This is a genomic window from Bradyrhizobium sp. UFLA05-109 (assembly GCF_054185165.1).
Genome location: NZ_JBBIAR010000004.1, coordinates 1 through 25,453 on the forward strand (window position 1 = coordinate 1; position 25,453 = coordinate 25,453).

Annotated in this window: 20 protein-coding genes and 1 tRNA gene; 11 read left to right on the forward strand and 10 right to left on the reverse strand. The window is 63.2% G+C overall.

What is annotated here, in order from left to right; genetic code table 11:
* From Q3C01_RS03450 to Q3C01_RS03460, 3 genes are all read left to right on the forward strand, one after another.
* Positions 1-207 (forward strand): peptidoglycan-binding domain-containing protein (locus tag Q3C01_RS03450; RefSeq protein ID WP_458143841.1); only part of this gene is annotated, 207 nt, incomplete at its 5' end.
* 592 nt (positions 208-799) lie between these two features.
* A complete protein-coding gene (locus tag Q3C01_RS03455; protein ID WP_458143843.1) occupies positions 800-2,086 on the forward strand; it encodes a TAXI family TRAP transporter solute-binding subunit in 1,287 nt (428 codons plus the stop codon).
* A gap of 176 nt (positions 2,087-2,262) precedes the next feature.
* Positions 2,263-2,766, forward strand: coding sequence for a methyltransferase family protein (locus tag Q3C01_RS03460; protein ID WP_458143845.1), 504 nt, complete (start codon positions 2,263-2,265; stop codon positions 2,764-2,766).
* A gap of 242 nt (positions 2,767-3,008) precedes the next feature.
* Here Q3C01_RS03460 and Q3C01_RS03465 read toward each other — a convergent pair whose 3' ends face one another.
* The 3 genes from Q3C01_RS03465 to Q3C01_RS03475 form a co-directional block, all read right to left on the reverse strand.
* On the reverse strand, positions 3,009-4,553 hold the full coding sequence (locus Q3C01_RS03465; RefSeq protein WP_458143847.1) for a glycoside hydrolase domain-containing protein: 1,545 nt from the start codon (positions 4,551-4,553) through the stop codon (positions 3,009-3,011).
* A 70-nt stretch (positions 4,554-4,623) separates the two neighbouring features.
* Positions 4,624-6,702 carry a glycosyl hydrolase 108 family protein gene (locus tag Q3C01_RS03470; protein WP_458143849.1) on the reverse strand — a complete coding sequence of 693 codons (2,079 nt, stop codon included), beginning with the start codon at positions 6,700-6,702 and terminating at the stop codon, positions 4,624-4,626.
* A 492-nt stretch (positions 6,703-7,194) separates the two neighbouring features.
* Positions 7,195-7,878: a hypothetical protein gene (locus tag Q3C01_RS03475; RefSeq protein ID WP_458143851.1), complete on the reverse strand. Its 684-nt coding sequence runs from the start codon at positions 7,876-7,878 to the stop codon at positions 7,195-7,197.
* 65 nt (positions 7,879-7,943) lie between these two features.
* On the opposite strand from Q3C01_RS03475, the gene goxA reads away from it, so the two are divergent.
* A complete protein-coding gene (goxA, locus tag Q3C01_RS03480) occupies positions 7,944-9,908 on the forward strand; it encodes a CTQ-dependent glycine oxidase GoxA (RefSeq protein WP_458143853.1) in 1,965 nt (654 codons plus the stop codon).
* 18 nt (positions 9,909-9,926) lie between these two features.
* Entirely contained in the window at positions 9,927-10,985 is a 1,059-nt protein-coding gene (locus Q3C01_RS03485; RefSeq protein WP_458143855.1) for an NAD(P)/FAD-dependent oxidoreductase, read from the forward strand.
* Here Q3C01_RS03485 and Q3C01_RS03490 read toward each other — a convergent pair whose 3' ends face one another.
* Both Q3C01_RS03490 and Q3C01_RS03495 read right to left on the reverse strand, forming a co-directional pair.
* On the reverse strand, positions 10,986-11,888 hold the full coding sequence (locus Q3C01_RS03490) for a GNAT family N-acetyltransferase (RefSeq protein WP_458143857.1): 903 nt from the start codon (positions 11,886-11,888) through the stop codon (positions 10,986-10,988).
* A gap of 28 nt (positions 11,889-11,916) precedes the next feature.
* Positions 11,917-13,113, reverse strand: a complete 1,197-nt coding sequence (locus Q3C01_RS03495; RefSeq protein WP_458143859.1) for an acyl-CoA dehydrogenase family protein — start codon at positions 13,111-13,113, stop codon at positions 11,917-11,919.
* Positions 13,114-13,235: 122 nt separating this feature from the next.
* On the opposite strand from Q3C01_RS03495, the gene Q3C01_RS03500 reads away from it, so the two are divergent.
* A complete protein-coding gene (locus tag Q3C01_RS03500; protein ID WP_458143861.1) occupies positions 13,236-14,813 on the forward strand; it encodes a winged helix-turn-helix domain-containing tetratricopeptide repeat protein in 1,578 nt (525 codons plus the stop codon).
* Between the two features lie 97 nt (positions 14,814-14,910).
* Here the strand turns inward: Q3C01_RS03500 and Q3C01_RS03505 are convergent, their stop codons facing one another.
* Together Q3C01_RS03505 and Q3C01_RS03510 are read right to left on the reverse strand one after the other, a co-directional pair.
* Positions 14,911-15,273, reverse strand: a complete 363-nt coding sequence (locus tag Q3C01_RS03505) for a WXG100 family type VII secretion target (RefSeq protein WP_458143863.1) — start codon at positions 15,271-15,273, stop codon at positions 14,911-14,913.
* Between the two features lie 33 nt (positions 15,274-15,306).
* Positions 15,307-16,977, reverse strand: a complete 1,671-nt coding sequence (locus Q3C01_RS03510) for a methyl-accepting chemotaxis protein (RefSeq protein ID WP_458143865.1) — start codon at positions 16,975-16,977, stop codon at positions 15,307-15,309.
* A 495-nt stretch (positions 16,978-17,472) separates the two neighbouring features.
* Between Q3C01_RS03510 and Q3C01_RS03515 the strand changes: the two genes are divergently transcribed.
* Positions 17,473-18,474: an AraC family transcriptional regulator gene (locus Q3C01_RS03515; RefSeq protein WP_458143867.1), complete on the forward strand. Its 1,002-nt coding sequence runs from the start codon at positions 17,473-17,475 to the stop codon at positions 18,472-18,474.
* Between the two features lie 152 nt (positions 18,475-18,626).
* Here the strand turns inward: Q3C01_RS03515 and Q3C01_RS03520 are convergent.
* Positions 18,627-18,703, reverse strand: a tRNA-Met gene (locus tag Q3C01_RS03520).
* A 514-nt stretch (positions 18,704-19,217) separates the two neighbouring features.
* On the opposite strand from Q3C01_RS03520, the gene Q3C01_RS03525 reads away from it, so the two are divergent.
* On the forward strand, positions 19,218-20,816 hold the full coding sequence (locus Q3C01_RS03525; RefSeq protein ID WP_458143869.1) for a GMC family oxidoreductase: 1,599 nt from the start codon (positions 19,218-19,220) through the stop codon (positions 20,814-20,816).
* A gap of 90 nt (positions 20,817-20,906) precedes the next feature.
* On the opposite strand, the gene Q3C01_RS03530 is transcribed toward Q3C01_RS03525, so the two are convergent.
* On the reverse strand, positions 20,907-21,668 hold the full coding sequence (locus tag Q3C01_RS03530; protein ID WP_458143871.1) for an SDR family oxidoreductase: 762 nt from the start codon (positions 21,666-21,668) through the stop codon (positions 20,907-20,909).
* Positions 21,669-21,805: 137 nt separating this feature from the next.
* Here Q3C01_RS03530 and Q3C01_RS03535 point away from each other — a divergent pair, with 137 nt between their 5' ends.
* Positions 21,806-22,588 (forward strand): SDR family oxidoreductase, encoded by a 783-nt coding sequence (locus tag Q3C01_RS03535; protein WP_458143873.1) that lies wholly within the window; start codon positions 21,806-21,808, stop codon positions 22,586-22,588.
* 155 nt (positions 22,589-22,743) lie between these two features.
* On the opposite strand, the gene Q3C01_RS03540 is transcribed toward Q3C01_RS03535, so the two are convergent.
* On the reverse strand, positions 22,744-23,220 hold the full coding sequence (locus Q3C01_RS03540; protein WP_458143875.1) for a DUF3775 domain-containing protein: 477 nt from the start codon (positions 23,218-23,220) through the stop codon (positions 22,744-22,746).
* Positions 23,221-23,331: 111 nt separating this feature from the next.
* On the opposite strand from Q3C01_RS03540, the gene Q3C01_RS03545 reads away from it, so the two are divergent.
* On the forward strand, positions 23,332-24,180 hold the full coding sequence (locus tag Q3C01_RS03545; protein ID WP_458143877.1) for an MBL fold metallo-hydrolase: 849 nt from the start codon (positions 23,332-23,334) through the stop codon (positions 24,178-24,180).
* Between the two features lie 396 nt (positions 24,181-24,576).
* On the forward strand, positions 24,577-25,419 hold the full coding sequence (locus Q3C01_RS03550; protein WP_458143878.1) for a fumarylacetoacetate hydrolase family protein: 843 nt from the start codon (positions 24,577-24,579) through the stop codon (positions 25,417-25,419).
* The last annotated feature ends 34 nt before the right edge of the window (positions 25,420-25,453 follow it).

A 25,453-nucleotide genomic window follows, 5' to 3' on the forward strand; every position in this document is an offset into this window, starting at 1 on the left:
AAGCTCAGACCGTTGCGCAACAGCGAGGTCGCGGCGATCCAGATGCAGCTCAGCAAGAGCGGCTATTATTCCGATGCGATCGATGGCCGGCTGGGCACGGTCACGAGGCGGGCGATCGGACAGTACCAGCGGCGCGCGGGCCTGACCGTGGATTGCTGGCCGTCGCAAGATCTGCTCGCCAGCCTGCGTGGGGCGGCTCCCAACTAAAATGTCGAAAACAACCCCATGCAAAGTAGAACGGCGGACAGTGTGAGGGATTGCTGATTTTACGAAATCAACTTGACGCGTCGGGCAAATCGGGGGTATTGTTCTATCATCGCCGGCAATTGAGTGCGTGGAAGTGCCGGGGTCGCCTCGACGGCGACCTGAAATCTTACTCACGCCGATGTCTTCTCAAACCAACTGGCTTGGTTGCGGGGACCCGCGACAGCCGTCAGAGGGTTAGGGTTCGTCGCTTGATCTAAGTCAACGCTCTCGGGGTGATCGGGATGACAACCTCTCCTGATGGGAGGTGATCTGACTGCTCCTTGTTGGGTTAACTGTCGGCCCGGCATTAGCTCAGAAAGCCAAGGAGCAAAAGCGCAAGCAGCCAACAACTACGGAACAAGCACATCCTGGGGTCACCTACGAGGATTGCACGCGCTGCGAGAAATGCGGATCCGGCGAAAATCCTGGCTGTGTCGAGAATTTCTGCACCGGCTACCCTCATCGAAAACAAGGAGCGGCCCCATTGCCCGTGGTTTGCCCGCAGACGGACTAGGAGACAATAGAGGCTACCGCAGTAGCAGTTCAACGCGCGATGATTGCTGGAAACTACGCCTACAAATTCTGGCGCTATCTTTTGGTAGCTGCTGCGGCGGCGATATTTTTCGCCGCGAGCCTGTTCATCGTGACGACGTTGCCGCCGCGAGAGCTAGTGATGGCGACCGGCGCAGAGGGCGATGCCAACTACGAACTGGGTATCCGCTACCGCGAGATCCTGGCGAAAGATGGCGTCAAGCTGCAGTTGCAGCAGACATCGGGCAGCCTGGAAAACTTAAGATATCTGCGCGACCCACGGTCCCATGTAAGCGTCGGGTTCATACAGGGCGGCACCACAACCAGCAAGGAAGCTCCAGAGCTGGAGTCGCTGGGCACCGTGTTTTACGAACCACTGTGGGTCTTCCGCCGAAGCGAGATTGCTGAAGGCGCACAGGCGCTGCGGGGCCGACGACTTTCGATAGGTCCCGAAGGAAGCGGAGGACACGCCCTAGCACTGCAAATTTTCAAAACGACCAAACTTGATAGCATCATCGGTGAGATATCGGGGCTTCCTCCACAAGCTGCCGCTCAAAAGCTTATCGCCGGCGATATCGATGCTGCTTTTATCGTGACCGCCTGGGAGTCTCCCGTCGTCCAGTCTCTTCTTCACGCCAAGGGTATCGAGCTTTCAAGTGCTCAACGCGCAGACGCCTATGTTGCGATCTATCCCTTTCTGCATAAGCTAATACTGCCTGCCGGGGTTATCGATCTCTTGACGATCCGCCCGCCCAATGATGTCGTGCTGTTGGCGCCCGAAGCCAGCCTCGTCGTGCGTGCTGACCTGCATCCAGCGTTACAGTATCTACTTCTCAACGCAGCTGTCCAAATTCATTCCCAGCCCGGGATCTTCCAGAAGGCGGGACAATTTCCTGCAGCCGAAGCCATAGATCTTCAGCTCAGTCAGGAAGCGCAGCGCTTTTACAAGACTGGGCGGCCATTCCTGCAAGGGTACCTTCCATTCTCGCTCGCGACGTTGGTCGAGAAACTGCTTGTCGTGTTAGTCCCATTGGTTGCATTGCTGTTCCCCGTCATTAGGTTCCTACCGCCATCGTACGACTGGATGATGCAGCGCAGGATCAGGCGGCTATATGACGAGATCAGGTTGATCGAGAACGAGATGGAAGTTCAAGGAACGAAAGTTGACCGTGGGGCTTTGAGTGCGCGATTGGACTTGGTTGATCAAAGCGCGAGCCATCTGCAATTGCCAAACGTCTATGCCAGCAGTTTATATACTCTGCGAAGTCATGTTGATCTCGTGCGTACTCGTCTGGCCGCAATGAGCTAAATATATCAGACCGGTCGCTACGATGATGTCTCACGGGTTGCTTTCCGTGACGGCTTAGACAATGCACGGCAGCAACGGACGATGGCGACTTCGCCCGCTTTTGGCCCATCAACGAAGTGGCCGCGCACGCCTCGTCGAGGTCCGCCCAGCGCGATGTCGGGTCGTAGGAGTAGGCAATGTCGAAAGCAATTGCTGTCTTGGGCTCCGCTCTGTTCTTCGTCATTGCGCCGTTGGTGCTGGCAGGCCTCGTCCCCTGGTGGGTCACGCAGTGGGAATTTCGGCCAGCTTTTTTCGGCGTCGATCTAACCCGCATCCTCGGCGGTATATTGATCATCGTTGGAGTGCCCGGACTTGTGGATTCATTTGCCCGTTTTGCGCTGGAGGGGCTTGGGACGCCCGCCCCGATCGCGCCGACACAAAAGCTCGTAGTGACTGGCCTTTATCGCTACGTGCGAAATCCGATCTACATCGCGGTCGTCGCAGTCATTTTTGGTCAGGCCCTTTTGTTTGGTGACGGGCGTCTTCTCTGGTACGGCGCGCTACTCTGGCTGTTTTTTCATCTCTTCGTGGTGATGTACGAAGAACCGACGCTCAAGCAAACATTCGGCACGGAGTACGAGAGCTTTCGGACCAATGTGCCGCGCTGGATTCCGCGGTTGACGCCATGGCGAGCCGCATAAAGGAATCGCTGTAAGCGGCTCGATGCCGGCTGCAACAAGCAGTGCGAGACGGCGAAGCGTAGCAAGCCCGCCTAGCGGCCTCACCCCGTGACTGCCTTGGCTGAGTTCCGCTCCTGGCCCATCGCGGCAGTTGCTGCGATTGCACAAGGGCGGGCGGCATCGGAGCGAAGCGGACATCGCGAACGACTTATGAGTACGCGCCCTGGTTCGGCAGCCAAGTATTACCGTCCCAATAGCGACCGCTACAGCCCCCTGTTGGCGCCGGTCTGGTGATCCGCGACGCGCGCCTGGATGATCTTGTTGCTGAAATAGTTGGCGGCAAGGCCGATGCCGAGCGCGGCGAGGCTGCCGCCGAAACCGGGGATCATCGACGATGCAGCCACGGCAGCGCCCTTCGCCAGGACCTGCAAGGCGGTGCCGTCGGTGAAGAAGCTCGGCAGCATGTCGAACACCGTCTGCAATTGCGGCCTCGCCTGGCGCGCGATGTCGCCTAGCTGGAGCACCTTGGAGAGGTCGGGGTTCTTCGTCAGCACATCCGGCGGGATCAGCACCTTCAGCTGCTGCAGCAGGCCCGCGTTTTCCGGGGTGATCAGGCTCTTCAGGTCGACGGCTTGGAGCTGGCGGAGACCTTCCTTGATCGGCTCGAGCTTGTCGGCTGGCTGTCCCGACGACAGGAATATCTGGAGATCATTGAGAAACTTGAACAGCCCCTGCGGCAGCTGACCGGTCGGCGCTGATGGCACTTGCGCGCCTGCCGAATTCGCCATCTCGACGATGCCGCTGTTGCCGATGCCGAGCACACCGAGGATTGACGCGATCCACCCCGCGGTCTTGGTATGATCCGCCTGCTTGATGGTCACAGAGCCCATCTCGCGCAAATCGTCGGCCGTCGCCCGCACGCGCGCGGGATCGAGCGCGCGCGGACGCGCGGTCTCGAATGCAGCGGCGGTCGCGGCATCCGCTACACCCGTCAGCGGCAGATTGTTGTCGGCCTGGAACGCGAGCAGCGCCGCGCGCGTCAGCGGCCCGTAGTCGCCGTCGATCGCACCCGGCGGGTAGTTGAGGCGCTGGAGCTGCTGCTGCACGAACGTCGCGCTGATGGATGACAGCGGTGCGTAATTGGCCGCCACGCCGGTGCTTTCGAACGCAGGCGCGCCCGCGAGAGCATCGAACGCCCCGAACTGCGGCCTTTGCGGATTGGGCTCATTCTGGTCGATGCTCAGGCCGCACAGCGTCGAAGGCAGGCGCTGATGCAGATTCCATTGCCCGGAGCGCAGGAAGGCGGCCGTGCCATGGAAACCGCCGGACTGGGAGACCCAGGTGAAGGACGCCAGTCCGGCCCCGAGCAACGCCTGGCACACTGCGCCGCTGCCATAGACCCCGACTCGATAACTGGCGCCGCCCGCCCCACCCTTCAGGGCCTGCCGAACCGCGCTGAAATAAGGAACGATGCGCGTGCGGATGTCCGCATCCGACGCGTCATAGTCGACCGCGAAGTAGATCGCTGAATCTGCGGGTTGACCGATGACGTTCGCCGCATAATCGCGTGCGTAGGCACCGTCCTTGGCACCCGCGTCCTGCGAGAACGATGCCGGGGAATCGCCGGCGCCCTGGTAGACGACGGCGAGCTTCAGCCCCGCGCGAATGATGGCACCGGCTTCGTCGGGCGTCAGCCGTTTCTCGGGCTGGCGCGTGTTGCGGCAATAGTAGCGGATGATGGTATCGACGCCGTTCTGTTTCAGCGAGGCCAGACGCGGCGTCGTCCGCATGTTGGTGTCAATGATCATGGCTCGCCCCCGCGTTGGACGGATTGGCCGTTGCGGCCGACATGATTGTCTGGGTGGGTGTCGTTCATGGTCATCGGTTCGTGTTGGCGCCCGTGACGTGGTCGCGCGTACGGGCCTCGATGACGCGATTGCTGAAATAGTTGGCGGCAAGGCCAATCGCGAGCGTCGCGAGCGATCCGCCGAAGCCTGGAATCACGCTGCCAGCAACGGCCGACAATCCCTTCGACAGCAGCTGAAGCGTCGAGTCGTTGGCGAACATCCCGGGCAAAGCGTCGAAGATGGTGTGGAACTGGGTGAACCCGCGCGCGCCGTCGACGATCTGGAAGAAATTGGAGAGTGCGGGATTTGAGCTGATGACATTGGCGGGGATCAGCCCGCGGATATTGTCGAGGATCTGGATATTTTCCGGCGACAGCAGCTGCTTGACGTTGAAATTCTGCAGCTGCTTGGCGGCATCGAGCACCTGCTGGGTGTTCGCGGGATCGGCGCGCAGCTGCGGCGACGTCAACAGCTTCTGCACTTCTCCCAGGAATTGGGACAGATTGGGCGCCGGGGGCACGGCCACGTTGTTATTGACCACCTGGACCGCGGCGCTGTTGCCGATGCCGAGTGCGCCGAGGATCGTTGAGATCCAGCCGGCGATCTTGGTATTGTCAGCGGCCTTGATGGTCTGCGAGCCGCTGGCCCGCAGATCGTCTGGCGTCGCCGAGAGGCGATCGCGCGACAGCGGTCGCGGCTGCGGCCGGGCGAAAGCGACCTGGGTGGCGGCATCGAGGACGCCGGTCGGGGATACGTTGTTGTCGGCCTGGAACGCCAGCAGCGCCTCGCGCGTCAGCGTGCCGAACTTGCCGTCGATCTCGCCCAGTGAATAGCCGAGCTCCGTCAGCTTGCGCTGCAGGCCCTCGACCAGCGCACCCTTGTCGCCGAACCTGAGCTCGGTCGCCCCCAGGACGGGCGTCGTTGGCAGCTCCCGCGACGGCATGACGTCCACGCTGATCTCTGGCGCTTCCGCCCATCCGAGCGCGGTCTGCCGGATCTCGGCGAGCCGGTTGAGCCAGCCGCGGCCGAAGGTATCGAAGATCGGAAGGCTGCGCAGATAGGATTCGTAAGCCGAGCAATAGTCCTCGACCAGCATCTTCTGATCGGCGGCAAGACAGGCATCGATGGTGGGCGAATTCATGTGTCCGTCGACAGTGAGCCCGTTCTGCCCACGGGCCAGGGTCTGCTGCAACAGACGGATGCCGCGCGTCGTCCCGCTCAGGACGGCCGCGTTGTAGACGACCTGAGCGGCCGGCAGCGGAATCTCGTCGCCATGCACCGGCGTCCAGTAATTGGCGCGGAAGATCTGCAGCGCCTCGTCGCGCGTGAGGTTTCGCACGTCATCGGCGGTGACCGGCGCGTGACGCCAGGCCGACAGGTCCTTTTGCGTGATGCCCATGTTGGTCGGGCCGCCGGGATCGCGCGGATGATTGGTATAGCCGCCCTCCCATTTCTCGATCAGGGCATGCACCTTCTCGAAGTTTCCGAGCGCGATGTCGCCTTGCAGCGGCGTGCCGCCGCCGCGCGTTTCCATCAGCCGGCCCGGCACCGGCCGGCCATTGACCAGTCCCTTCACGGAGCCCCAGTCGATGCCCGTCGCGAGATCGTCGGGCTTGACGTCGATCTCGAAATGCATGGTGTCCTTGATGTTGATCCAGTTGCCGCCCCACTCGAACACCCGCTTCTTGTTGACCGTCCTGATCGCGAGCACATCGTCGATCATGGCCTGGGTCATGTCGGTGTCGGCGAGGTTGCGCTTGACGTCCTGGGCGCGCAGATCCTGTGTCGGCTGGTCGGAGAAGCGGACCTTGCGCTGGTCGGAGGTCTCCTTGTACGGGTTCGTCGTCCAGTTGACGTCGAGTGCGATGCCGTAGGCGTGCAGGCTCTTCTCGGTGCCGCCGGTGATGGCGCGGCAATTGTAGCTGTCGGTGTCGGCCGTCCTGATGTTGTAGCCATTGGCCGCGAGCACCATCGCCAGCGCCTGCCAGGCGTCAGCCGTGGGAGGTGCGACGAGGATCTCGTCGGGACCGAAGGAGATGCGGACCATCGCGTGCGCGTTGCACTCGAAGGTCTTCCAGTTTACGCGCTGCTGGGCGGTCGATTCGCTCATGCTGCCCCCTCCATCGCCTGCTCGTCAGCCACGGCACGGACCCGAGACAGGGGATGCGCTCTTAAAAAATCAGCGTGCCGCGTGGGCAATCCGGCCCGTGCAATCCAGGGGCCGTCTTCAAAATAGGTCTCTTACAAATGCAACCTTAGGCTACAACAGGGACCGCTGCGCCGAGTGTGAACTGGATCACCTGCGGCAAATCGTCCATGGCGACGCGGCGCGGGGTCGCGCTCCCCGCACCGGAGCAGGGCTATCGCATCTGCGGTTCGCGGTGGTTCGGCATGCCGACGCCACAAGCTCGTCATGCCCGGGCTCGTCCCGGGCATCCACGTACTCGTGCTGGCGGAAAGTCGTGGATGGCCGGGACAAGCCCGGCCATGACGACGTGGAGAGGCCGTTCGCAGCGTCAAATGCGATAGGGGGATGCGAGGCGCAGTTGGTGGCTATCCCGCGATCAACACCGGGAGCAACGGGTGCGAGACCGCTCCCAATTCAGTTGCTGACCCGGTCGAGCTCGACGGACACTTCGGAGGCCCAGGCGCCCGGCGATTCCAGCGCGAAGGATTGATGGTTGGCTTTGGTTCGAATGGTCACGAAAGCGGCGACGGTGTTGCCTTCGATCCTGGCTTCGACCAGTCCGTCCGAGCTCTTCCCGGTGATCTTGCCGCCCTGGCGATATTCGCTTTCGAACCAGTTGCCCGAAAGCGTGGAGCCGTCCTGCTCGATCTGGGCGGACAGCAGCATCTTGTAGGCATCGCTGGCGCATTTCAGCTCGAAGCTCATGGATTTTTCGGGCTTCTTGACCACGTAGCTTGCCTTGCAGCGAATTCGCTCGCGGCCTCCCTCCGAGAGCTTCATGGAACCGTTCCCGGACCACGCCCCGGCAAGACCATCGATCGTTGCGCTCGCTTGCGACGAGGCGAGCAGCAGGCAGCCAAGAACGGCCAAACCTATCTGCCGCTTATAACGGCCAATTCGTATCAACGCTTTGTACTCCCTGCGCCATTGGTTTTCGATTCGGCTGGGTACTCCAAAAAATGCGTGTCCTAAAGATGTCCGATAGTTGGCTGCTCTTGGCGGGCGGGGCCGCCAGCAACATTCCGCAACAAGAAAGCCGAGGTGCGCGGGGCAGAAGGCACCGGAGGTTGCTTTTTTGCCGACCGCAACGCCAGACAACCACGCGTTAAAGATTTCTACCTAGTGATCGCCCCACGTGGGTCATCAACCGGAGACGTTTGCTCATGAAACGCCGTGACTTCCTGATCAGCGCATCCGCCGTCGGTTTTGCAGCACCTGCGCTTTTCAGGGCGGCCGTGTTGCCGGCGCTGGCGCAGGCGCAAGCGCCAGCCGGTGCAGCCATCGTGCGCGCGGCAATTTTCCCGGCGATCGGCTTTTCGCGGGTCGGCAATGGCGATGAATGGTTCCTCGCGCCTGAAGTGCCGGGCCTCGTGAACGAACCCGCGGGCGGATTCAAGCAGGGATCAAGCCGCATCAAGAAGCAGGTCCAGCGCTTTCGCGTGTACGGCTATGACGGTCAGGGGCGCGTCGTGCGCGAGCTCGGCGAGGCGGACGGCCTGCGCTGGACCGTGCATGTGGCGAACAGCAAGGCGGCCTGGTACGGCTATTCGAACGCGATGGACGGCGGCGACAATGCGCCGGGTATTCCCGGCGCATTGCGCAATGCCGCCGTCGAGCCGGCCCGCCGCGAGGAAATGCTTGTCATCGACGCCGGTCCAGTCCGGATCGACGGCGCTTCGAAGAACGCCGATGGCCGTGACGCCGCCTATCGCATGGCGGGTCAGTTCTGGAAGACGATGCCGGTGACGCTCGGCCATCTGCGCACAGACGAGACCGGTCGGCTGCTGGTTTTTCCTGCCGACGGCGTCTCCAATTCCGCCCTGCCGCAGAATCCGGTGCGCGACTTCACCAACAATGACGGATGGCATGACGACTGGTGCGACGGCTGGGTGAAGGCCAGCGTCCGGGTCGGAGGCGCGGACATGGCCTGCGAGCCGGCCTGGGTCGTCTGCTGCGGTCCGAAATTCGCACCGCAGATCGAGCCGATAGTCAGTCTCTACGACGCGGCACGGGAAGCGATGATCGCGTCCGGGCACATGAAGCCGCTGACCGCAGCGGTGTCGTTTCGCCGCGACGTGCTTCCAATCCTGCGACGCGCCGGCATGATGCAATGGATCGTGCAGGCCTCCTATCTCAGCAAGGCCTGGACCGATCTCGACGACCTGTCCGATCCCACCGTCGTCCAGTCGCTGGCGGACCCTGCGGAGAAGGCGCGTCCCGCGCGCGAGAAGGTTCTGGCCGCGTTCCGCAAGCCCGGCGGCGAAGACCGCCGCTCCGACGCGCTGCCTCCCATGCTCGGAGATGGCGTCAACTTCCCGGGAAGCCCGACCGGCTGGCTCACGCTGACGCCGACCCAGTACCAGGTCCTGAGCCGCTGGGCCAAAGGCGAGTTCACCGACGACCTCAACGATGCGGCCGCCAACGCGGTCGAGAAGCTCGACGACATGCCGTTGTCGCTCCGGCCGGAGGCGCTCACGCGCGCGGCACTGGATGCCTGCTCGGGCGGTGCGTTCCATCCGGGCGTCGAGATCACATGGCCGATCCGCCATGCCGAGCTGTATCGGTCCACGACGGAAACACCACTCCCCTTCCGCATCGCGATCTCGACGCGGAAGAGCCTCGTGCAGGATGTCGGATTGCAGCTCAATCCGCAGAATGTTTTCTCCGGTCATCCCGACCGGAAGGACGCTGGCGCACCGGTGGGGCCGCAGGCGCCGGGCGATCTCACGCGATGGATGGGCGTTCCCTGGCAGGGCGATGCATTCAGCTGCCAGTCCGTGCTGACGGCCGACGGTTTCCCGACGCCGGTGTGGTGGCCTGCGCTGCTTCCGGTCGACGTGCTGCCGGAGGGCTTCTACAAGCAGATGATGCGCGCGGATCTCTCGGCGGAAGAGCGGCTGCGCTTCTATCACGCGCGGGTTGCCTGGTCGCGCGGTGCCGCCGGCATCGGCCTGCATGTCGAGGCCAGCTACACCGACGGATTGCGGCGAATGATCGAGCTGTGGACGCAAATGGGCGTCGTCGTGCGCCGAACCGGACCGACGGACGTCCCGGGCATTCCCAAGGACGTCTTCGTCGAAGTGCAGCGCGGCACACTGGATCTTTCCAAGATCAAAGACCGCACCTGACCGCACATGCATCAGGTCGTGATCCTGGGCGCGGGAATGGCAGGGATGTCCTGCGCCCGCACCCTGCTCAGGCGGGGATTTCGTCCGCTTCTGGTTGCGCCCGGTCACGACGTCGCCAATCGTGGCGAAACCCTTTCATTTCGAGCGTCACATCATCTCGAGAGTCTCGGCTGGCTTGGTCTGCTCGACGCCGAGACTGCGATGGCGTGTCAGGGGCGCTATTCGGTGTGGGGGAGCACCACGCTGCGGCGGGATGCGTTTCACCAGGACGGTACGTCGGGCTGGCATATCGACCGGCAGCGGCTCGAGGCCCGAATGGCCCAGAGGCTCGATGCCGACGGTGTCGCGCGGCGGTGCGCCGAAGCCCGTCGGCTCTCGCGGGCGCCGGACCACATCGTCGTCGATCTTGCCGATGGCTCCCCGATCGAAGCGGAGTTCGTGATCGATTGCTCCGGCCGCGCCTCGGTGACGTCCGGGAGCGAAACACCGCTTCGCCGTCTCGACAAGCTCGTGGCCTGCTATGGCATTTTCGAGCTCGAGCAGGATGTCGAAGCCGTGCCGGCGACGCTCGTCGAGGCCGTGGCGGCGGGATGGTGGTACATGTCCATGCTGCCGGGCAACCGCATCCTGCTCTGCTTCTTCACGGATTCGGACCTGCTCCCGGCGGGACTGCGCAAGGACGCGACCCTGTGGGCCGATATGGTTTCGCAGACCCATGCGATCTCCGCACGCGTGACGAGCCTGGGCATCGACGTGGCTGGCTGCGCGAACCTTCAGTTCGCGCCGGCGAGCACCACCACCATGTCAGGGATGATCGACCATCGCATTATCCGGGCGGGCGACGCCGCGACTGCGCTCGATCCGCTGGGAGCGAATGGTCTAGCTACGGCGCTGTGGAGTGGCATCCAGGCTGCCGAGAGTGTAGCCGGTGCCCTCGCGGGGGATACGACGGCATCCCGGCGCTACGAACGACAGTTTCTGGAGGGGATCGCGTCCTATCTGGTCACGCAGCGCGCAATGTATGCATCCGAACACCGCTTTGCCGACACGCCGTTCTGGCAGCGACGCAACGCGTGATCACATGAAGCCCGGGTTGCGCGGTAGATACTGGACCCAGTTGCCGAATTCACGCGACGACATCAGCAGCATCGGCAACTTGATGCGCATTCCATGCTCCATCGCGGTGTCGAGAGCCGCCCCGCTTGCGCCAGGCAGGAATGCCGATACCTGCGACGAGCCGCTCTCTGCCGCCAGGTGCAGCGCCGTTCTCAAGGCGGGAGCAACAGCATGGGGCTCCATGACCGCGAGCGGTCCGATATGTCCGCCGGCGTCCACATAGACGTAGCCGGCCCAACCGTTTCCGTCGTAGAGATTGAACCCTCTCGTCGCATCATCATTGATCAGGTAGCGATGATGCTTTTCGCGCGACACGCCCAGCACCCGCTCGTCCGCTTGCGCGAGGCGACGCATGGTCAAAGCTTCTTCCTTCAAGGGGGTGACGTCGTATCGAGAGCCGCGCAAATGACCGATCAATCGCTCTCGCGATGCACCGACACTGTAGATCGGACATCGCGGAAGCAGTCCGTGGCGGATGTAGAGTCCTTGCGAGACCGTGTTGAAGCTGAAGGTGATGAGCACCCTGTTGGTAGCACCCGATTTGTCGGCGTGATCGAGCGTCCGCTTGATCAGCTCATTGCCGACGCTCCGCCCCTGCTGATCGGGTGACACGAACAGCTGCGCCAGAAACCACATGTCGCCGCAGACCCAGCTCCAGGCGAAGCCGAGGATCCGCTCGCCCTCCTCCGCGACCCAGAGACCGTCGGCATCGTCCTTCAAGGAAAACAACTGGAATTTGGGAGACGAGCGGACAGCCATGGGCCCGAAGCCATGCCGCCCCGTGAGATCGTTGATGCTGGAGACGACGAGGGCATCGGCGAACTCCAGATCCTGCGCACGTGCCGGCCGGAAAACCACAGACATCGGGCAACTCCCGTTAGAAGCGTAACGTTCAAAACCTCGCGGTGCCGGGATCGAGTCCCAGCGCCAGCCGTCCGGCGATGATGTAATTGTTCGGACTCATCGCGATGTGCTTGGCTGCGGCGCGCACGTCGCGGACCGCACGTTCCAGGGCACAGCTCTCGAAGATGGCGGCCGCGCCCGCGCTGGCTGCCAGCATGTCGGTAATGGACATCGCAGTCTCGGCCGCATGGGCGTTGGCGATCCGAAGGGTCGCGCGCGCCTCCACAAGCCGTTCGCCGCCCGTCTCGGTCACAACCATCAAGTCCCTCATGGCATCGCTCAGGAGGGCGCGGGCGGCGCGAAGCATCGCTCTCGTCCGGCCGACCGTCGCCTGAACGGTTTCACGATCGCGCAGCAACGCCCGGGTGCCCGGGCGGCTTTTGCGGCAGGCGAGCTCCGCGAACGAGCCAATGGCGCCGGACGCGATGCCGAGTGGCACGGCGCAGATGCTCCACGCGAACACCGACGATGGCGGCATGCGATAGAGCAGTCCGGGCTGGGTTGGTTGCAGCCCGAGAAACGGATGGGCGTGAGCAGCCGGCACGAAAATATCCCGTGCCTCGAAATCGCAACTTCCGGTGCCGCGCAGTCCGGACACATGCCAGTTGTCGAGGATGGTCACGTCTGCCCGGCCGAGATAGCAGCAGAGAAGAGGCGAATCCGGATCCTCGGGCCTGACGCTGGCCAGCACCATGAAGCGCGTCGCGTGATGCGCGCCGCTGCCGAACGGCCAGCGCCCGGAAAGGCAATAGCCGCCCGCGACCGCGGTTGCCGTGCCGACCGCACCGGTCGAACTGACGATGAAGGCGCGCGGATCGGCAAACCACTCGCCTGCGACGGCCTCTTCGAGGTAGCCGCCGATCCGACTCATGCCGCCGCCATTGCCGATGAGCCAGCCGACCGAGCCGTCGAGCGCCGAGGCGGCCTCGACCACGCGCATGAACTCGAAGGGAGACAGCTCGGGCCCGCCGAGCGCTTTCGGTAGCCACAGTCGGAACAGGCCCGCATCTGCCAACGCCGCGAAAACCGCATCGGGCAACCGCCGGCCACCATCGAAATCGTCGCGCTGTCTGGCGATCAGCGGGGCCAGCGCCTGGACGGCCTCGAGCTGGCGGCAAACCCGGTCCGGGGCACCGGCAATCGCTTCCGGATCGGGACGAGCGATCAGATCGCCCGTCTCCGCCACATGAGATGGATCACGCATCGGGCAGTCCTCGAAGTTTTCGGCGCCACCGCAGCATGATCGCCCGTTTCCCGGAGGTCCTGAAACCGTTCCGAAAAAGTTGCAAAAAATGTAGTCTCCAGGCCATGGCGAGGATCCACGAATTCGGTCCCTACCGCCTCGACGCAGAGGCCGAGATGCTGTTTCGAGGTTGCGAGCCGGTCGCGCTCGGACGGCGCGCAGTGACGCTGCTTCGGCTGCTCGTCGAGCGAGCCGGGACGCCGGTTTCCAAGGACGCGTTGATGCAGGTCGCGTGGCCTGGGCTGGCGATCGAGGAGAGCAACCTGACGGTGCAGATCGCCGCCCTGCGGCGGATATTTGCCGACGTCGACGGAGGCGCGACCTGGATCGAGACGCTGCCGCGCCGGGGCTATCGTTATGTCGGGCCGCCAGTCGCCGCCGAATCCGGAGCCGGCCAGCCCAAGTCGCCTGAACCTGCACCGGCACCTGCAGTGTCCGACAGGCCGTCGCTCGCGGTGCTTCCGTTTTCAAATCTGAGCGGCGATCCCGGGCAGGATTATTTCTCCGACGGGATCACGGGCGACATCATCGCCGAACTGTCGCGGTTCAGGTCGCTGTTCGTCGTCGCCCGTCACTCCAGCTTCGCCTACAGAGGCAAAGTGGCCGAGATCAAACGGGTCGGCCGCGAGCTCGGAGTCCGGTATGTGACCGAAGGAAGTGTGCGCAAGATCGGCAGCCGGGTACGAGTGACCGTCCAGCTTCTCGATGCCGGAAGCGGTTACAGTTTCTGGACCGAGCGCTACGACCGCGACCTCGAAGACATCTTCACCCTGCAGGACGAGATCGTCCGGGCGATCGTCGCGGCCCTGCCAGGCCGGCTGGAGGATGCCGGCCGCGAGATCGCCAGACGCAAGCCGACCTCCAGCATCACCGCCTATGATCTCGTTCTGCTCGGAAACGAGCGCTGGCGTCAGTTGACCGTGAAGGACATGGCGCAGGCCAGGGACTATTTTCGACGCGCCGTCGCGCTTGACCCGCAATATGCCCGCGCCCACGTCAACATAGCCTGGACCATCGTCTGCGACGTGTTTCTCGAATCGCCTGCCACCGCGACACTGGACGAGGCGCTTGCCGAGATTGAAACCGCGCTCGATATCGACGACGGCGATGCCTGGTCGCATGGCGTCTTCGCCCAGCTGTTGTTCCTGCGGAATGAGGACGCCAAGGCAGAGATCCATTTCAGCCGGGCTCTCGCGCTCAATCCAAACGACGCCGATGTCGCCGCCGTTTTCGCCAATATCCTGGTCTATTGGGGGCGATGGCGCGAGGCGCTCACATGGATCGGGACGGCCAAACGGCTCAATCCCTTTCCGCCCAACCTGTACCATTGGTATCACGCGCTCGCGCTCTATTCGGGACGCGAGTACGAGCGGGCGGTCAAAGCATTGATGGAGACGCGATCCCTCGATCGGTGGTCACACGGACTGCTTGCGGCCTGCTATGCGCAGATGGGCCGGGGCGGCGAAGCGCGGTCCGAAGCGGAAGCATTCGTGAGGCAACGCTCTCGTGAACTGAACGAGAATGGCAACGTCGTGCCCGCGAACACGCTCGATCTCGTTCAGTCGCGAGCCGGTCGGTACAGGGATCCCGCCGACCGCGAACACTTCCTCGACGGATTACGCAGAGCGGGTCTCACCGGCTGACGCAGCACGCTGCGGGTTTTCTATCGAGACACTAAGCAGCGGCCCGCTCAACCTTGTTCCAACGGCCTGCCTCTCCACCAACGTGTTGCATTGCTTCTCAACTTGCACGCACAGACCTATCGCATGGGTTCTCGCCTTCTTGACGAAGCAGGTCTCGATGAAATGGCGCTCCATCAAGGTGTCGTGTCCTGGTACTGACATCGTCGGCGAAGCGATGTATTCTCTCCGCGATTTGCAGCAATAATGCGCAAAGGGTATCCAGACTGCTGATCAGCCGCTGAACGTCCTCCCCTTCCGGCACGCCCCACCCGATCTCGGCGCAGTACTGCTGGACCTTTTCGACATCATTTCGCAGATTGCTGAGCAACCCATCGCGATGCGCCGACAGCTCTTTGAAGTTGCCACAGATTGCCTGCAACCGCGCGGAAGTCGCCTTGATATCGAAGACAGGTATTGCCACGATGTCGGCTTGCCGACTCTGACTGTGCATCGGTCAGGCGGCGCGGACGGAGTCGAGGAAGTTGCGAACCTCGACGCGCAGGCTTTCCGCCTGCCGAGCCAGTTCCGTCGAGGCGGTCAGCACCTGAGCGGCACCTGCGCCGGTCTCCTCGGCAATCCGAGCCACGCCGGAAATGTTCGCGGTCACTTGGCTGGTACCGGCCGACGCCTTTGACAGCGATCCCACGATACCCCTGGTGGCTGCAGTTTGCTGCTCGACAGCGGACGCGATGGCAGTGGCCGCATCGTTGATCTGCCCGATGGTACCAGTGATGCCACCGATCGCCTGAGCCGCCTTGCCGGTCGAGGCCTGGATCGCGGCGATCTTCGCGGTGATTTCGGTAGTCGCTTTGGCCGTCTGGCTGGCGAGCTGCTTGACTTCCGACGCGACCACGGCGAAGCCCCGGCCCGCCTCACCGGCCCGCGCCGCCTCGATCGTGGCATTTAGTGCAAGCAGGTTTGTTTGCTCGGCCAGTGTCGAGATCGTCTCCACGATATCGCCGATGCTGGCCGCAACCGTGGTCAACTCGGAGACGAGGCCCGCTGTGTTCTCGGCTTCGCTCACGGCAGCTCTCGACATATTGGCAGAGCGTTCCACCTGACGGGCGATCTCCTGCACCGACGCGCCCAATTCCTGGGCGGAGCTGGCAACGACGTCAACACCGGCCGCAGTCTCTTTCGCCGCCGCAGAGACCGAGGTCGATTGGACCGAGGTCTCTTGCGCCGACGACGTCAGCTGCGAGGCAGTCACCTGCATTTCGCCGGCCGCAGAGGACACCATCTCGACTACCCCGCCGACTGCCTGCTCGAAGCGGCTGGCGATATCGAATATCGCCTGCCTGCGTTCTTCGGCGGCTTGAGCTTCCTGTTCCTGGGTTTGCGCCGATCTCGCGATGCGGGCGGCGTTCTCTTCGAATGCGCGCGCCATATCACCCACCTCATCCGTGCGCTGTGTGCCGGACACCGTCGTGGCGGTGGCACCGCCCGCGATCGCCTGCATCGCCCCCGCGATGGCGCGGATCGGGCGGGCGATCGTCAGCCAGGAAAACAGCGCGGAGCCGAACAAAGTGAGGACCGTAGCAACGCCGAAAACCAGCCCGACGACCGTGGCCCGGCTGATTGCGTCCGATGAAGCCGCACGGGCCTCGTTAGTAAAATGTTGCGCATTGGTGAGCGAGGCTTCCGTCGCCTTGAGCACCTGCTCGCGAGCAGTTACGAGTTCATTGGTATGCGCTGTAAGAAGAGCGTCATCTACCTGTCTCCCGCCTTGCTCGACTTTATGCGCGGCGGCCACTCTCAGCGCGCTCTCGCCGAACTTGCCGAGGCCCGTCTGGATATCCCGCAGCACGTCCGGCTTTAGCGCAATACTGATCGGGGTCCTGAGGCCGTCCTGGCCCGACTCGACCGCCGATTTGATCGCGGCGGCTGCCGCTTGAACCTTCTCCGGGCTGTCCGCGAGTTTAATATTGAGTATTCCAATTTGCATTTGAGTCAGGGATTTGTCGGCGCCCTGGATGCCATCGAAAATCGTCTGCTCCCGCCTGACGGCGTCCGCGGCTTCAGTGATATTGCGGTTGCTGACCCATTGGTTGACAACCATCCCACTGACGAGTGCGATGCTAAGGCCTGAGAAAAGAGCGAGCTTCAAACCGATTGTCGTGCGCATTGTGGGTCCCCCAAGAAATCGTGGTACGCGTGATCGACGGAAGATCCGTGCTGGATCACCGCCCCGAAGATGGATTTGAGTAAGAAGGGTCGAAACTAAATCAAAACTTACACATCGCGTCCCGGCTGCCGTTGGCGGACAGGCTTTGCCGAAAGAGGACGACGAACATGCTCAGTCACTTGGTGCACGCTTCATCGACCCCGTATTTTCGCGGGCTCGTCGGCGCCCTCATCGCGCGCACTCGCCGGCGCTTCGAACATCTGAATGCCGAATACGGATATCGTCCAGCCGAAAACGGATATGATGACGACTCAAATGCGCGACGTCCTGCGCCGCCGATTCGCAATCGGTAAACATCATTCCGCGAAGACTCTTCTGGCGAAATTTGCGTGAATTGGGACGGGATAATGCCCCGGGACGCGGTGAGGGCTTGAATCTTGAAGTCCACTCGTGTTGCTGTCGCACGCCGGAATTGTCTCTTCGATAGGAAACACGTTGCTAAAGGATCCGCCGATCGTCTCTGGTTCGAACTTCGAGGATCTCCTCACCTACTACCAACCGCGTCTGCTGCCCCTGAAAATCACCCCGCCGAATCCGCGTGCCGGCTTTCGGTGGCGAACTGATTTCGCGGCGGGTTGGGGCGTGAGCGTGATCCGGGCGGAGTATTCCAGCGGCTGGTCGTACGGCGCTGACAGCGGCATCGAGAACGTCAATCTCGGCTTTCTCAGTGCCGGAGCCGGCGAGATGGCAATCGGTTCGAAGACATACGAGCAGACCCCTCTGCGCGCGGCCCTCTATGCCCAACCGACCCTGACGCGACGGACCGTGCACGCGCTCGATGGAAACTTCGCCGGCGGCGTACTACAGTTCGAGGCTAGCCTCGTTGCAAGCCTCCTCACCGATCTGTTCGAGGGCGCGCCGCTGACGAGCCTGGAACTCATACCAACGATCGATCTTTCGACAAGCGTCGGACAGATCTTGCAGTCAGTTGGCTGCGCCCTGGCCAACGGCATGCGCGACGAACAGCTGCTCTTGCGGTCGCCCAAGGCGATGGCGCTGCTAAGCGAAGCCGCTCTTAGATTGATCCTCGAGGAGCTGCCGCACCGTCTCTCCGACAGGCTTCTGACGCACAACCGAGCTCCGGCGGCACAACATATCAGGCAGGCAGTCGACTACATGCGCGCCAATCTTCACCTGCCCATGACCATGACCGACATCGCACGCGCGGTCGGCGTCAGCAGTCGCACACTCCGGCTCGGCTTCCGCAAGCACTATGAAATATCGCCGGCCTATTACCTGCGGCGCGTCAGACTCGAGGCGGTTCATGCCGAGCTGTCGTCACCCGAGAACATGTTGCCGGTCAGCGAGGTCGCCCTGAAATGGGGGTTCACGCATATGGGACGCTTCGCGGCCCAGTATCGCAGGGAATATGGCACTTGCCCCTCCGAAACCGCCAGGCGCGCCGGCGCGCCTCGACTATTCCGTCCACAGCACTGACGACGGAATTTGTGGACTTGCGCGGCTCGATCCGGCCAGGGGCACCAGAGCGGGTCTCACCGCCTGACGCAGCAGGCTGAATGTTGGGACGCTGCCGACGCCAAAACAAAACCCCAGCAATCTACCGAGATTGCTGGGGTTTTTGTCGAACTTGGTTGCGGGGATAGGATTTGAACCTATGACCTTCAGGTTATGAGCCTGACGAGCTACCGGGCTGCTCCACCCCGCGTTAAGCTTTTGCACGCCTTTTCGGGAATCTCGGGGACGGTCGATGGACCAGCGCTCGTCGCGTGGCTTTCGCGTCCCAAAGGCTTCCTTGGAAGGCAAACCCGGGGCAAAGCCCGTCGGGTGCGAGGGCTATGTATCAACCGCGAGGCCCTTTGGAAAGGCCCGGGGGAACGTTTTTTTCGACTTTATGACAGGCAAAACGCACCCGTGAGGGGCCGAAAAAGCCAGCACTTGCCATAAGTTCCGCAAAGCGCCAGCTTGCGGACACAAGATGACGTGAAAACGCCATGTCAACCAGCCGATGGGCGCCCCCGGCAGCGGCGCCAGTCACGGCGAATCGGGCTGTATGATGCGGTTCTTGTCGTAGATCGTCTCAAGGATGTCATTCCGGGGCGCCTCGAAGAGGCGAGCCCGTAATCCATCTCGCCACCAATGATGTTGATAAATGGATTCCGGGCTCGCGCTACGCGCGCCCCGGAATGACGAGAAAAAAGAGACCTGCAGGGGGAACAACAATGGCTGACACATTCGATTTCGTCGTCGTGGGCGCGGGCTCGGGCGGCTGCGCGGTGGCGGGACGGCTGTCGGAGGATGCGCAGACCTCGGTCGCGCTGCTCGATGCCGGCGGCAGGAACGACAGTTGGCGGATCACCACGCCCTTCGGGCTCGCGCTGCCATACAGCGCAGCCAACTGGGCGTTCGACACTGTGCCGCAGAAGGGGTTGAACGGCCGCATCGGCTATCAACCACGCGGCAAGGGGTTAGGTGGCTCGTCGGCGATCAACGCCATGGTCTACATCCGCGGCAACAAGTGGGACTATGACCACTGGGCCTCGCTCGGCAATACCGGCTGGTCGTATGCCGACGTGCTGCCCTATTTCAAGCGCGCGGAGAACAATGCCGATTTCGACGGCGAGTATCACGGCAAGGGCGGCCCCCTGCATGTCAACAAGCTGCGCTCCGACAATCCCATCCATGACGTCTTCCTGCAGGCCGCGCGCGAGGCGCAGTTCCGCGTGCGCGAAGACTTCAATGCCGAGGACCACGAAGGACTCGGCAGCTACCAGGTGACACAGCACAATGGCGAGCGTTGGAGCGCGGCGCGCGCCTATGTGAATCCGCATATCGGAACGCGCTCAAATCTGCGCGTCGAGACGGGGGCGCAGGCGACGAGGATCCTGTTCGAAGGCAGGCGCGCAGTCGGCATCGAATATGTGCAAGGCAAGCAGAGGAAGCAGCTGCGCGCCCGACGCGAGGTGATCCTCGCCTCGGGCGCCTTTCAGTCACCACAGCTCCTGATGCTGTCGGGCGTAGGCCACGGCGAGGCTCTGGGCGCGCACGGCATTGGCGTCGTGCATCATCTGCCGGGCGTCGGACGCAATCTCCAGGACCATCCGGATTTCGTCTTCGTCTACGCCTCCGACTATCCGCATTTCGTGCACAGTTCGCTCAGCCGATTGCCATCGCTGCTCCGCGCTATCCAGCAATACCGCCGCGAGCGTCGCGGTCTGATCACCACCAACTTTGCCGAATGCGGCGGCTTCCTGAAGACGCAGCCCGATCTCGATCTGCCCGACATCCAATTGCACTTCGTGATTGCGATGCTCGACGACCACGGCCGCAAGCGCCACAAGGAGGCAGGTTTCTCGTGTCACGTCTGCCTGTTGCGACCGAAGAGCCGCGGCAGCGTAGCGCTGAAGAATGCCGATCCCGCGCAGGCGCCGCTGATCGATCCGAACTTCCTGGGCGAGGCCGCGGATCTGGAAACGATGGTCGCGGGCTACAAGACGACGCGGCGGCTGATGGAGACGCCATCGCTGCGCGCTTTGCAGAAAAAGGACATGTTCACGTCCAAGGTGAAAACCGACGACGACATCCGCGCCATCCTGCGCGAGCGCGTCGACACCGTCTATCACCCGGTCGGCACCTGCAAGATGGGCACCGATCCGCTCGCCGTGGTCGATCCGAAGCTCAGGGTGCATGGCCTCGAGGCCCTGCGCGTCGTCGATGCCTCGATCATGCCGACCCTGATCGGCGGCAACACCAACGCGCCGACCATCATGATCGGCGAGAAGGCGGCGGATATGATCAGGGCGGAGATGGGGGCGAGTTAAACTCGGTGTCGTCCCGGACAAGCGCAGCGAAGCGGAGCGCAGATCCGGGACGACGTCTGAGCAAAACTTGCCGGTCCGCAATCGCGGAGATCAACTCAACAGGAACCCGCCATCCACGGTCACCACGCTGCCCGTCATGTAACGCGACGCTTGTGAGGCCAGCAGCAGGATCGCGCCGTCGAGATCGGACTCGGCGCCGACACGGCGCTGCGGGATTCGCTTGGCCAGGCGCTCGCCTGCCGGCGTCGACCAGAAATCGTGGTTCATCTCGGTGTCGATATAACCGGGCGCCAGCGCGTTGACGCGGATGTTGTTGCCGGCAAGCTCCAGCGCCATCGCCTTGGTCGCCTGGATCATGCCGGCCTTGGAGATCGCGTAAGGCGAGACCGCCTTCAACACGCCTGTAGCCAGCACGGAGGCGATGTTGACGATATTGCCTGACTGCTTCCGTGCGATCATTCGTCGCGCCAGCTCGGTGCCAAGGAAATAGGCGCCCTTGAGATTGGCGCCAACCACGGCGTCCCAGTCCGCTTCCGTCTGCTCGGTCGCAAGCTTCTCGATCGCGATCCCCGCATTGTTGATCAGCACGGTGATGGGATCAAGCGCCGCCTCCGCGGCATCGACCGAGCTGGCGATCGACGCGGTATCGGTGACATCGAGCGCGACCGCCGCGGCCCGGCCGCCCTTGCCGCGAATCTCCGCTTCGAGCGCCTGAAGCTTGTCCGTCTGGCGCGCGGCGAGCACGACGGCGGCGCCGCGCGCTGCCAGCACGCGCGCGAACTGGCGCCCCAACCCCTGGCTGGCGCCGGTGATCAGAATGGTCTCGTGGGCGACGTCGAACGGATCGGACATGTCAGTATTCCCCGGCGAGGTGATATGCGCGCATTGTGACCCATGATTTCCGCCGACGCAAAGCGCGGGGCTTACCAGAGCCTCCAACCTTGGCTACAGTACCGCATCAAAACCACCAGACATCACAGGAGTGAACAGTGGATCTTGGGATCAAGGATCGCCGCGCCATCGTCTGCGCATCCAGCAAGGGCCTCGGTCGCGCCTGCGCCATGGCGCTCGCCAATGAGGGCGTGCATGTCACCCTGACCGCGCGCGGTGCGGACGCGCTGAAGGCAACGGCCGAGGAGATCCGGAAGGCCCACCCGGCCGTGACGGTCACCGAGATCGTCGGCGACATCACGACGCCGGCGGGCCGCGAGGCCGTGCTGAAGGCCTGTCCCGATCCGGACATCCTGGTCAACAATGCCGGCGGCCCGCCGCCCGGCGATTTCCGCAACTGGACGCGCGACGACTGGATCAAGGCGATCGACGCCAACATGCTCACGCCAATCGAGCTTATCAAGGCGACGGTCGACGGCATGATGGCGCGCAAGTTCGGCCGCATCGTCAACATCACCTCGGCCGCCGTGAAGGCGCCGATCGAGATCCTGGGGCTCTCCAACGGCGCGCGCGCCGGCCTCACCGGCTTCGTCGCAGGCCTGTCGCGCAAGACGGTGATCAACAACGTCACCATCAATGCCCTGCTGCCGGGTCCGTTCGAGACCGATCGCCTGCGCGGCACGGCGAAGGCCGAAGCCGACAAGCGCGGCATCACGCCGGAGCAGCTTCTGGCCGAGCGCGCAAAACTCAATCCCGCCGGCCGTTTCGGCGATCCCGACGAGTTCGGCTATGCCTGCGCCTTCCTGTGCGGCGCCAAGGCCGGCTTCATCACCGGGCAGAACATTCTGCTCGACGGCGGAGCATTCCCCGGGACGCTGTAGGTCGTGACCGGCAGCCACATGCACAACTGTCATCGCCCGACTTGATCCAGTATCCCAGAGACGGCTCGGCTTGAATCGAGGGGCCGTGGAGTACTGGATGCCCCGGTCAAGCCGGGGCATGACGGCGGAGTGCGTGGAGGAGCGGTGAGAACAACTCACCGCCGCTTCGTCGACTCGTCCTCGTCGCGTTCGCTGAAGCCGGACGAGTCCGCGCTCGGGCGCTCGTCGGTCCAGTCGACGCCGAACGCGTCGAGGCCATCGGCGAGCAGGTCGCCCAGCATCGGCTCACCCAAGAGATAGTGCGCGGTTTCCCGTCGGGGATTTCGATACTCGGTGCGAGCCTCGATGGCACGGGCACGCAAGTCCTCCCAATCGTCCGCTCCACCATCGCCACGCCCGAGCCACATCAAGGCGACGAGATCGATCTGCTCGTCCTCGTTCAGGGCGGCAATGAAGCTCGTGATCTCGCGGCCGACCGGATCGGAGCCATTGTCCTGCAGCACGTCGATCGCATCGTCATCGGTCGGATTTGATCCGGAGTCCGGATCGGAGTCCGTCTCCTTGACGTCGTACTCGCGCGCCTTCTCGATCAAGAAGGCGACTTTCTCGGCGGAAATTGCTAGCTCCGGCATCGCTCCCTCCTCAAGTTCCCCCGATAACGCCGCATCGTGCCGGTTGATCCATTGCCGCGGCTGTCGGAAACCCGCAATGTCCGCCGCAACCAGAACAAGAGGACGCGGGCGATGCAGTGGACGGTAGGCCAGGTCAGGATCACCAAATTCGTGGAAATGGAGACGGTCGGCTCGACGCGCTTCATCCTGCCGCTGGCGAGCAATGAGGAAATCCGGAAGCTGCCTTGGCTGATCCCGCATTTCGCCACCCAGGAGGGCCGGCTGAAAATGTCCATCCATTCGCTGGTGGTAGAGACGCCGTCGCGCCGCATCGTGGTGGACACCGGCCTCGGCAACGACAAGCAGGGCCGCAACGTCTCAACCTGGAACAACCGCAACACGCCATTTCCCGAGATGATGACGGCGGCGGGCTTTGCGCCCGGCACCATCGACACGGTGCTGTGCACGCATCTCCATGTCGATCATGTCGGCTGGAACACGAAGCTCGTTGGCGGCCAATGGGTGCCCAGCTTCCCAAAAGCCCGCTACGTGTTTGGCAAGACGGAATACGATTATTGGCGCGACCACTCGACCGAACCGGACAAGGCGGCCGTGTTCAACGATTCCGTGAAGCCGATCGTGGACGCCGGCCTCGCCGAGATGATCCCGAGCGACCACCGGCTGTGCGAGGAGATCCGGATGATCCCGACCCCCGGCCACAGCCCGGGACACATGAGTGTCCTGATCCGCTCCGGCGGCGAGCAGGCGCTGCTCGCGGGCGATGCCGCCCACCACCCCTGCCAGATGGCGCATCTCGACTGGTGCTCGACGGTGGATTCCGATCCGCAGCAATCAGCCAGGACACGGCGCGAATTGTTCTCGCGCTTTGCCGATACCCCGACGCTGGTGATCGGCGGGCATTTTTCCGGCGGACGCATCAAGCGCGATGGGGACGCGTTCAGGTTCGTGGCGCTGGGGTGAGGCTCTTGTGTCCCGGATGCGCTGCAGCGTGAAACGCTGCTGCGCAGAGCCATGCGAGGTCTGTTGGCGCAGCCTCGTGCAACTGTTCAGGTTGATAGATGGAACGGGCGGGAGACCGAGCCGGCTCACGGCGTCAAGCGCCAAGGACCCAACGGCTTCCCGCCCACCACCATCATGACAGACTTTCCAGACACAGGGACCCAGAATGCCACGACCTGGGCCCCGGCTCAGCAGCGCATCACTGCGTGCTGCGCAGCGTCCGGGGCACGAGGCCTTGGCCACCGAACCCAGCGAATTGAGAGGGCTGCAATGCACCGGCCCGTAGGCGGTTGAAATTCCCGCCGCCCTGCTCCATGAAGCTTTTTAACCGACCAGTCCATCCAGGGAGAGACGAGAATGAAGCTTGTTCGTTATGGTGAAAAAGGTGCAGAAAAGCCCGGGCTGATCGACAAATCCGGCCAGCTGCGCGACCTCTCGGCCCATCTGAAGGACCTGACCGGTGAGGCCTATTCGCCGGAGTCCCTGAAGAAGCTTGCAGCGCTCGATCCCGCTTCGCTGCCGGCGGTCTCGGGCAAGCCGCGGTTTGGCGCCCCCGTCACCGGGATCTCGAAATTCGTCGCGATCGGCCTCAACTACAGCGATCACGCCAAGGAGACTGGAGCGGCGATTCCGACCGAGCCGATCATCTTCATGAAGGCCAACACCGCCCTTTCCGGTCCGAACGATCCGGTCGAGAAGCCGCGCGGCTCCACCAAGCTCGACTGGGAAGTCGAAATTGCCGCCATCATCGGCACCCGTGCGAAATACGTCTCTGAGGCCGATGCGCTGAACTATGTCGCCGGCTATTGCGTCTGCAACGACGTCTCCGAGCGCAACTTCCAGACCGAGCGCCTGGGTCAGTGGACCAAGGGCAAGTCGCATGACACGTTCGGTCCGCTCGGACCGTGGCTCGCCACCAAGGACGAGATCAAGGACGTGCAGAACCTCTCGATGTGGCTCGACGTCAACGGCCAGCGCCGCCAGACCGGCTCGACCGCGACCATGATCTTCACCATGGCCAAGTGCGTCTCCTACGTCTCGCAGTTCATGACGCTGCTGCCCGGCGACATCATCACGACCGGCACGCCGCCCGGCGTCGGCATGGGCATGAAGCCGCCGACCTACCTCAATGTCGGCGACGTCGTCGCGCTCGGCATCGAAGGCCTCGGCGAGCAGCGCCAGGAGATCGTCGCGGCGTAGGCAGCGGCGAACACCAGATCAACAATCGTCATGC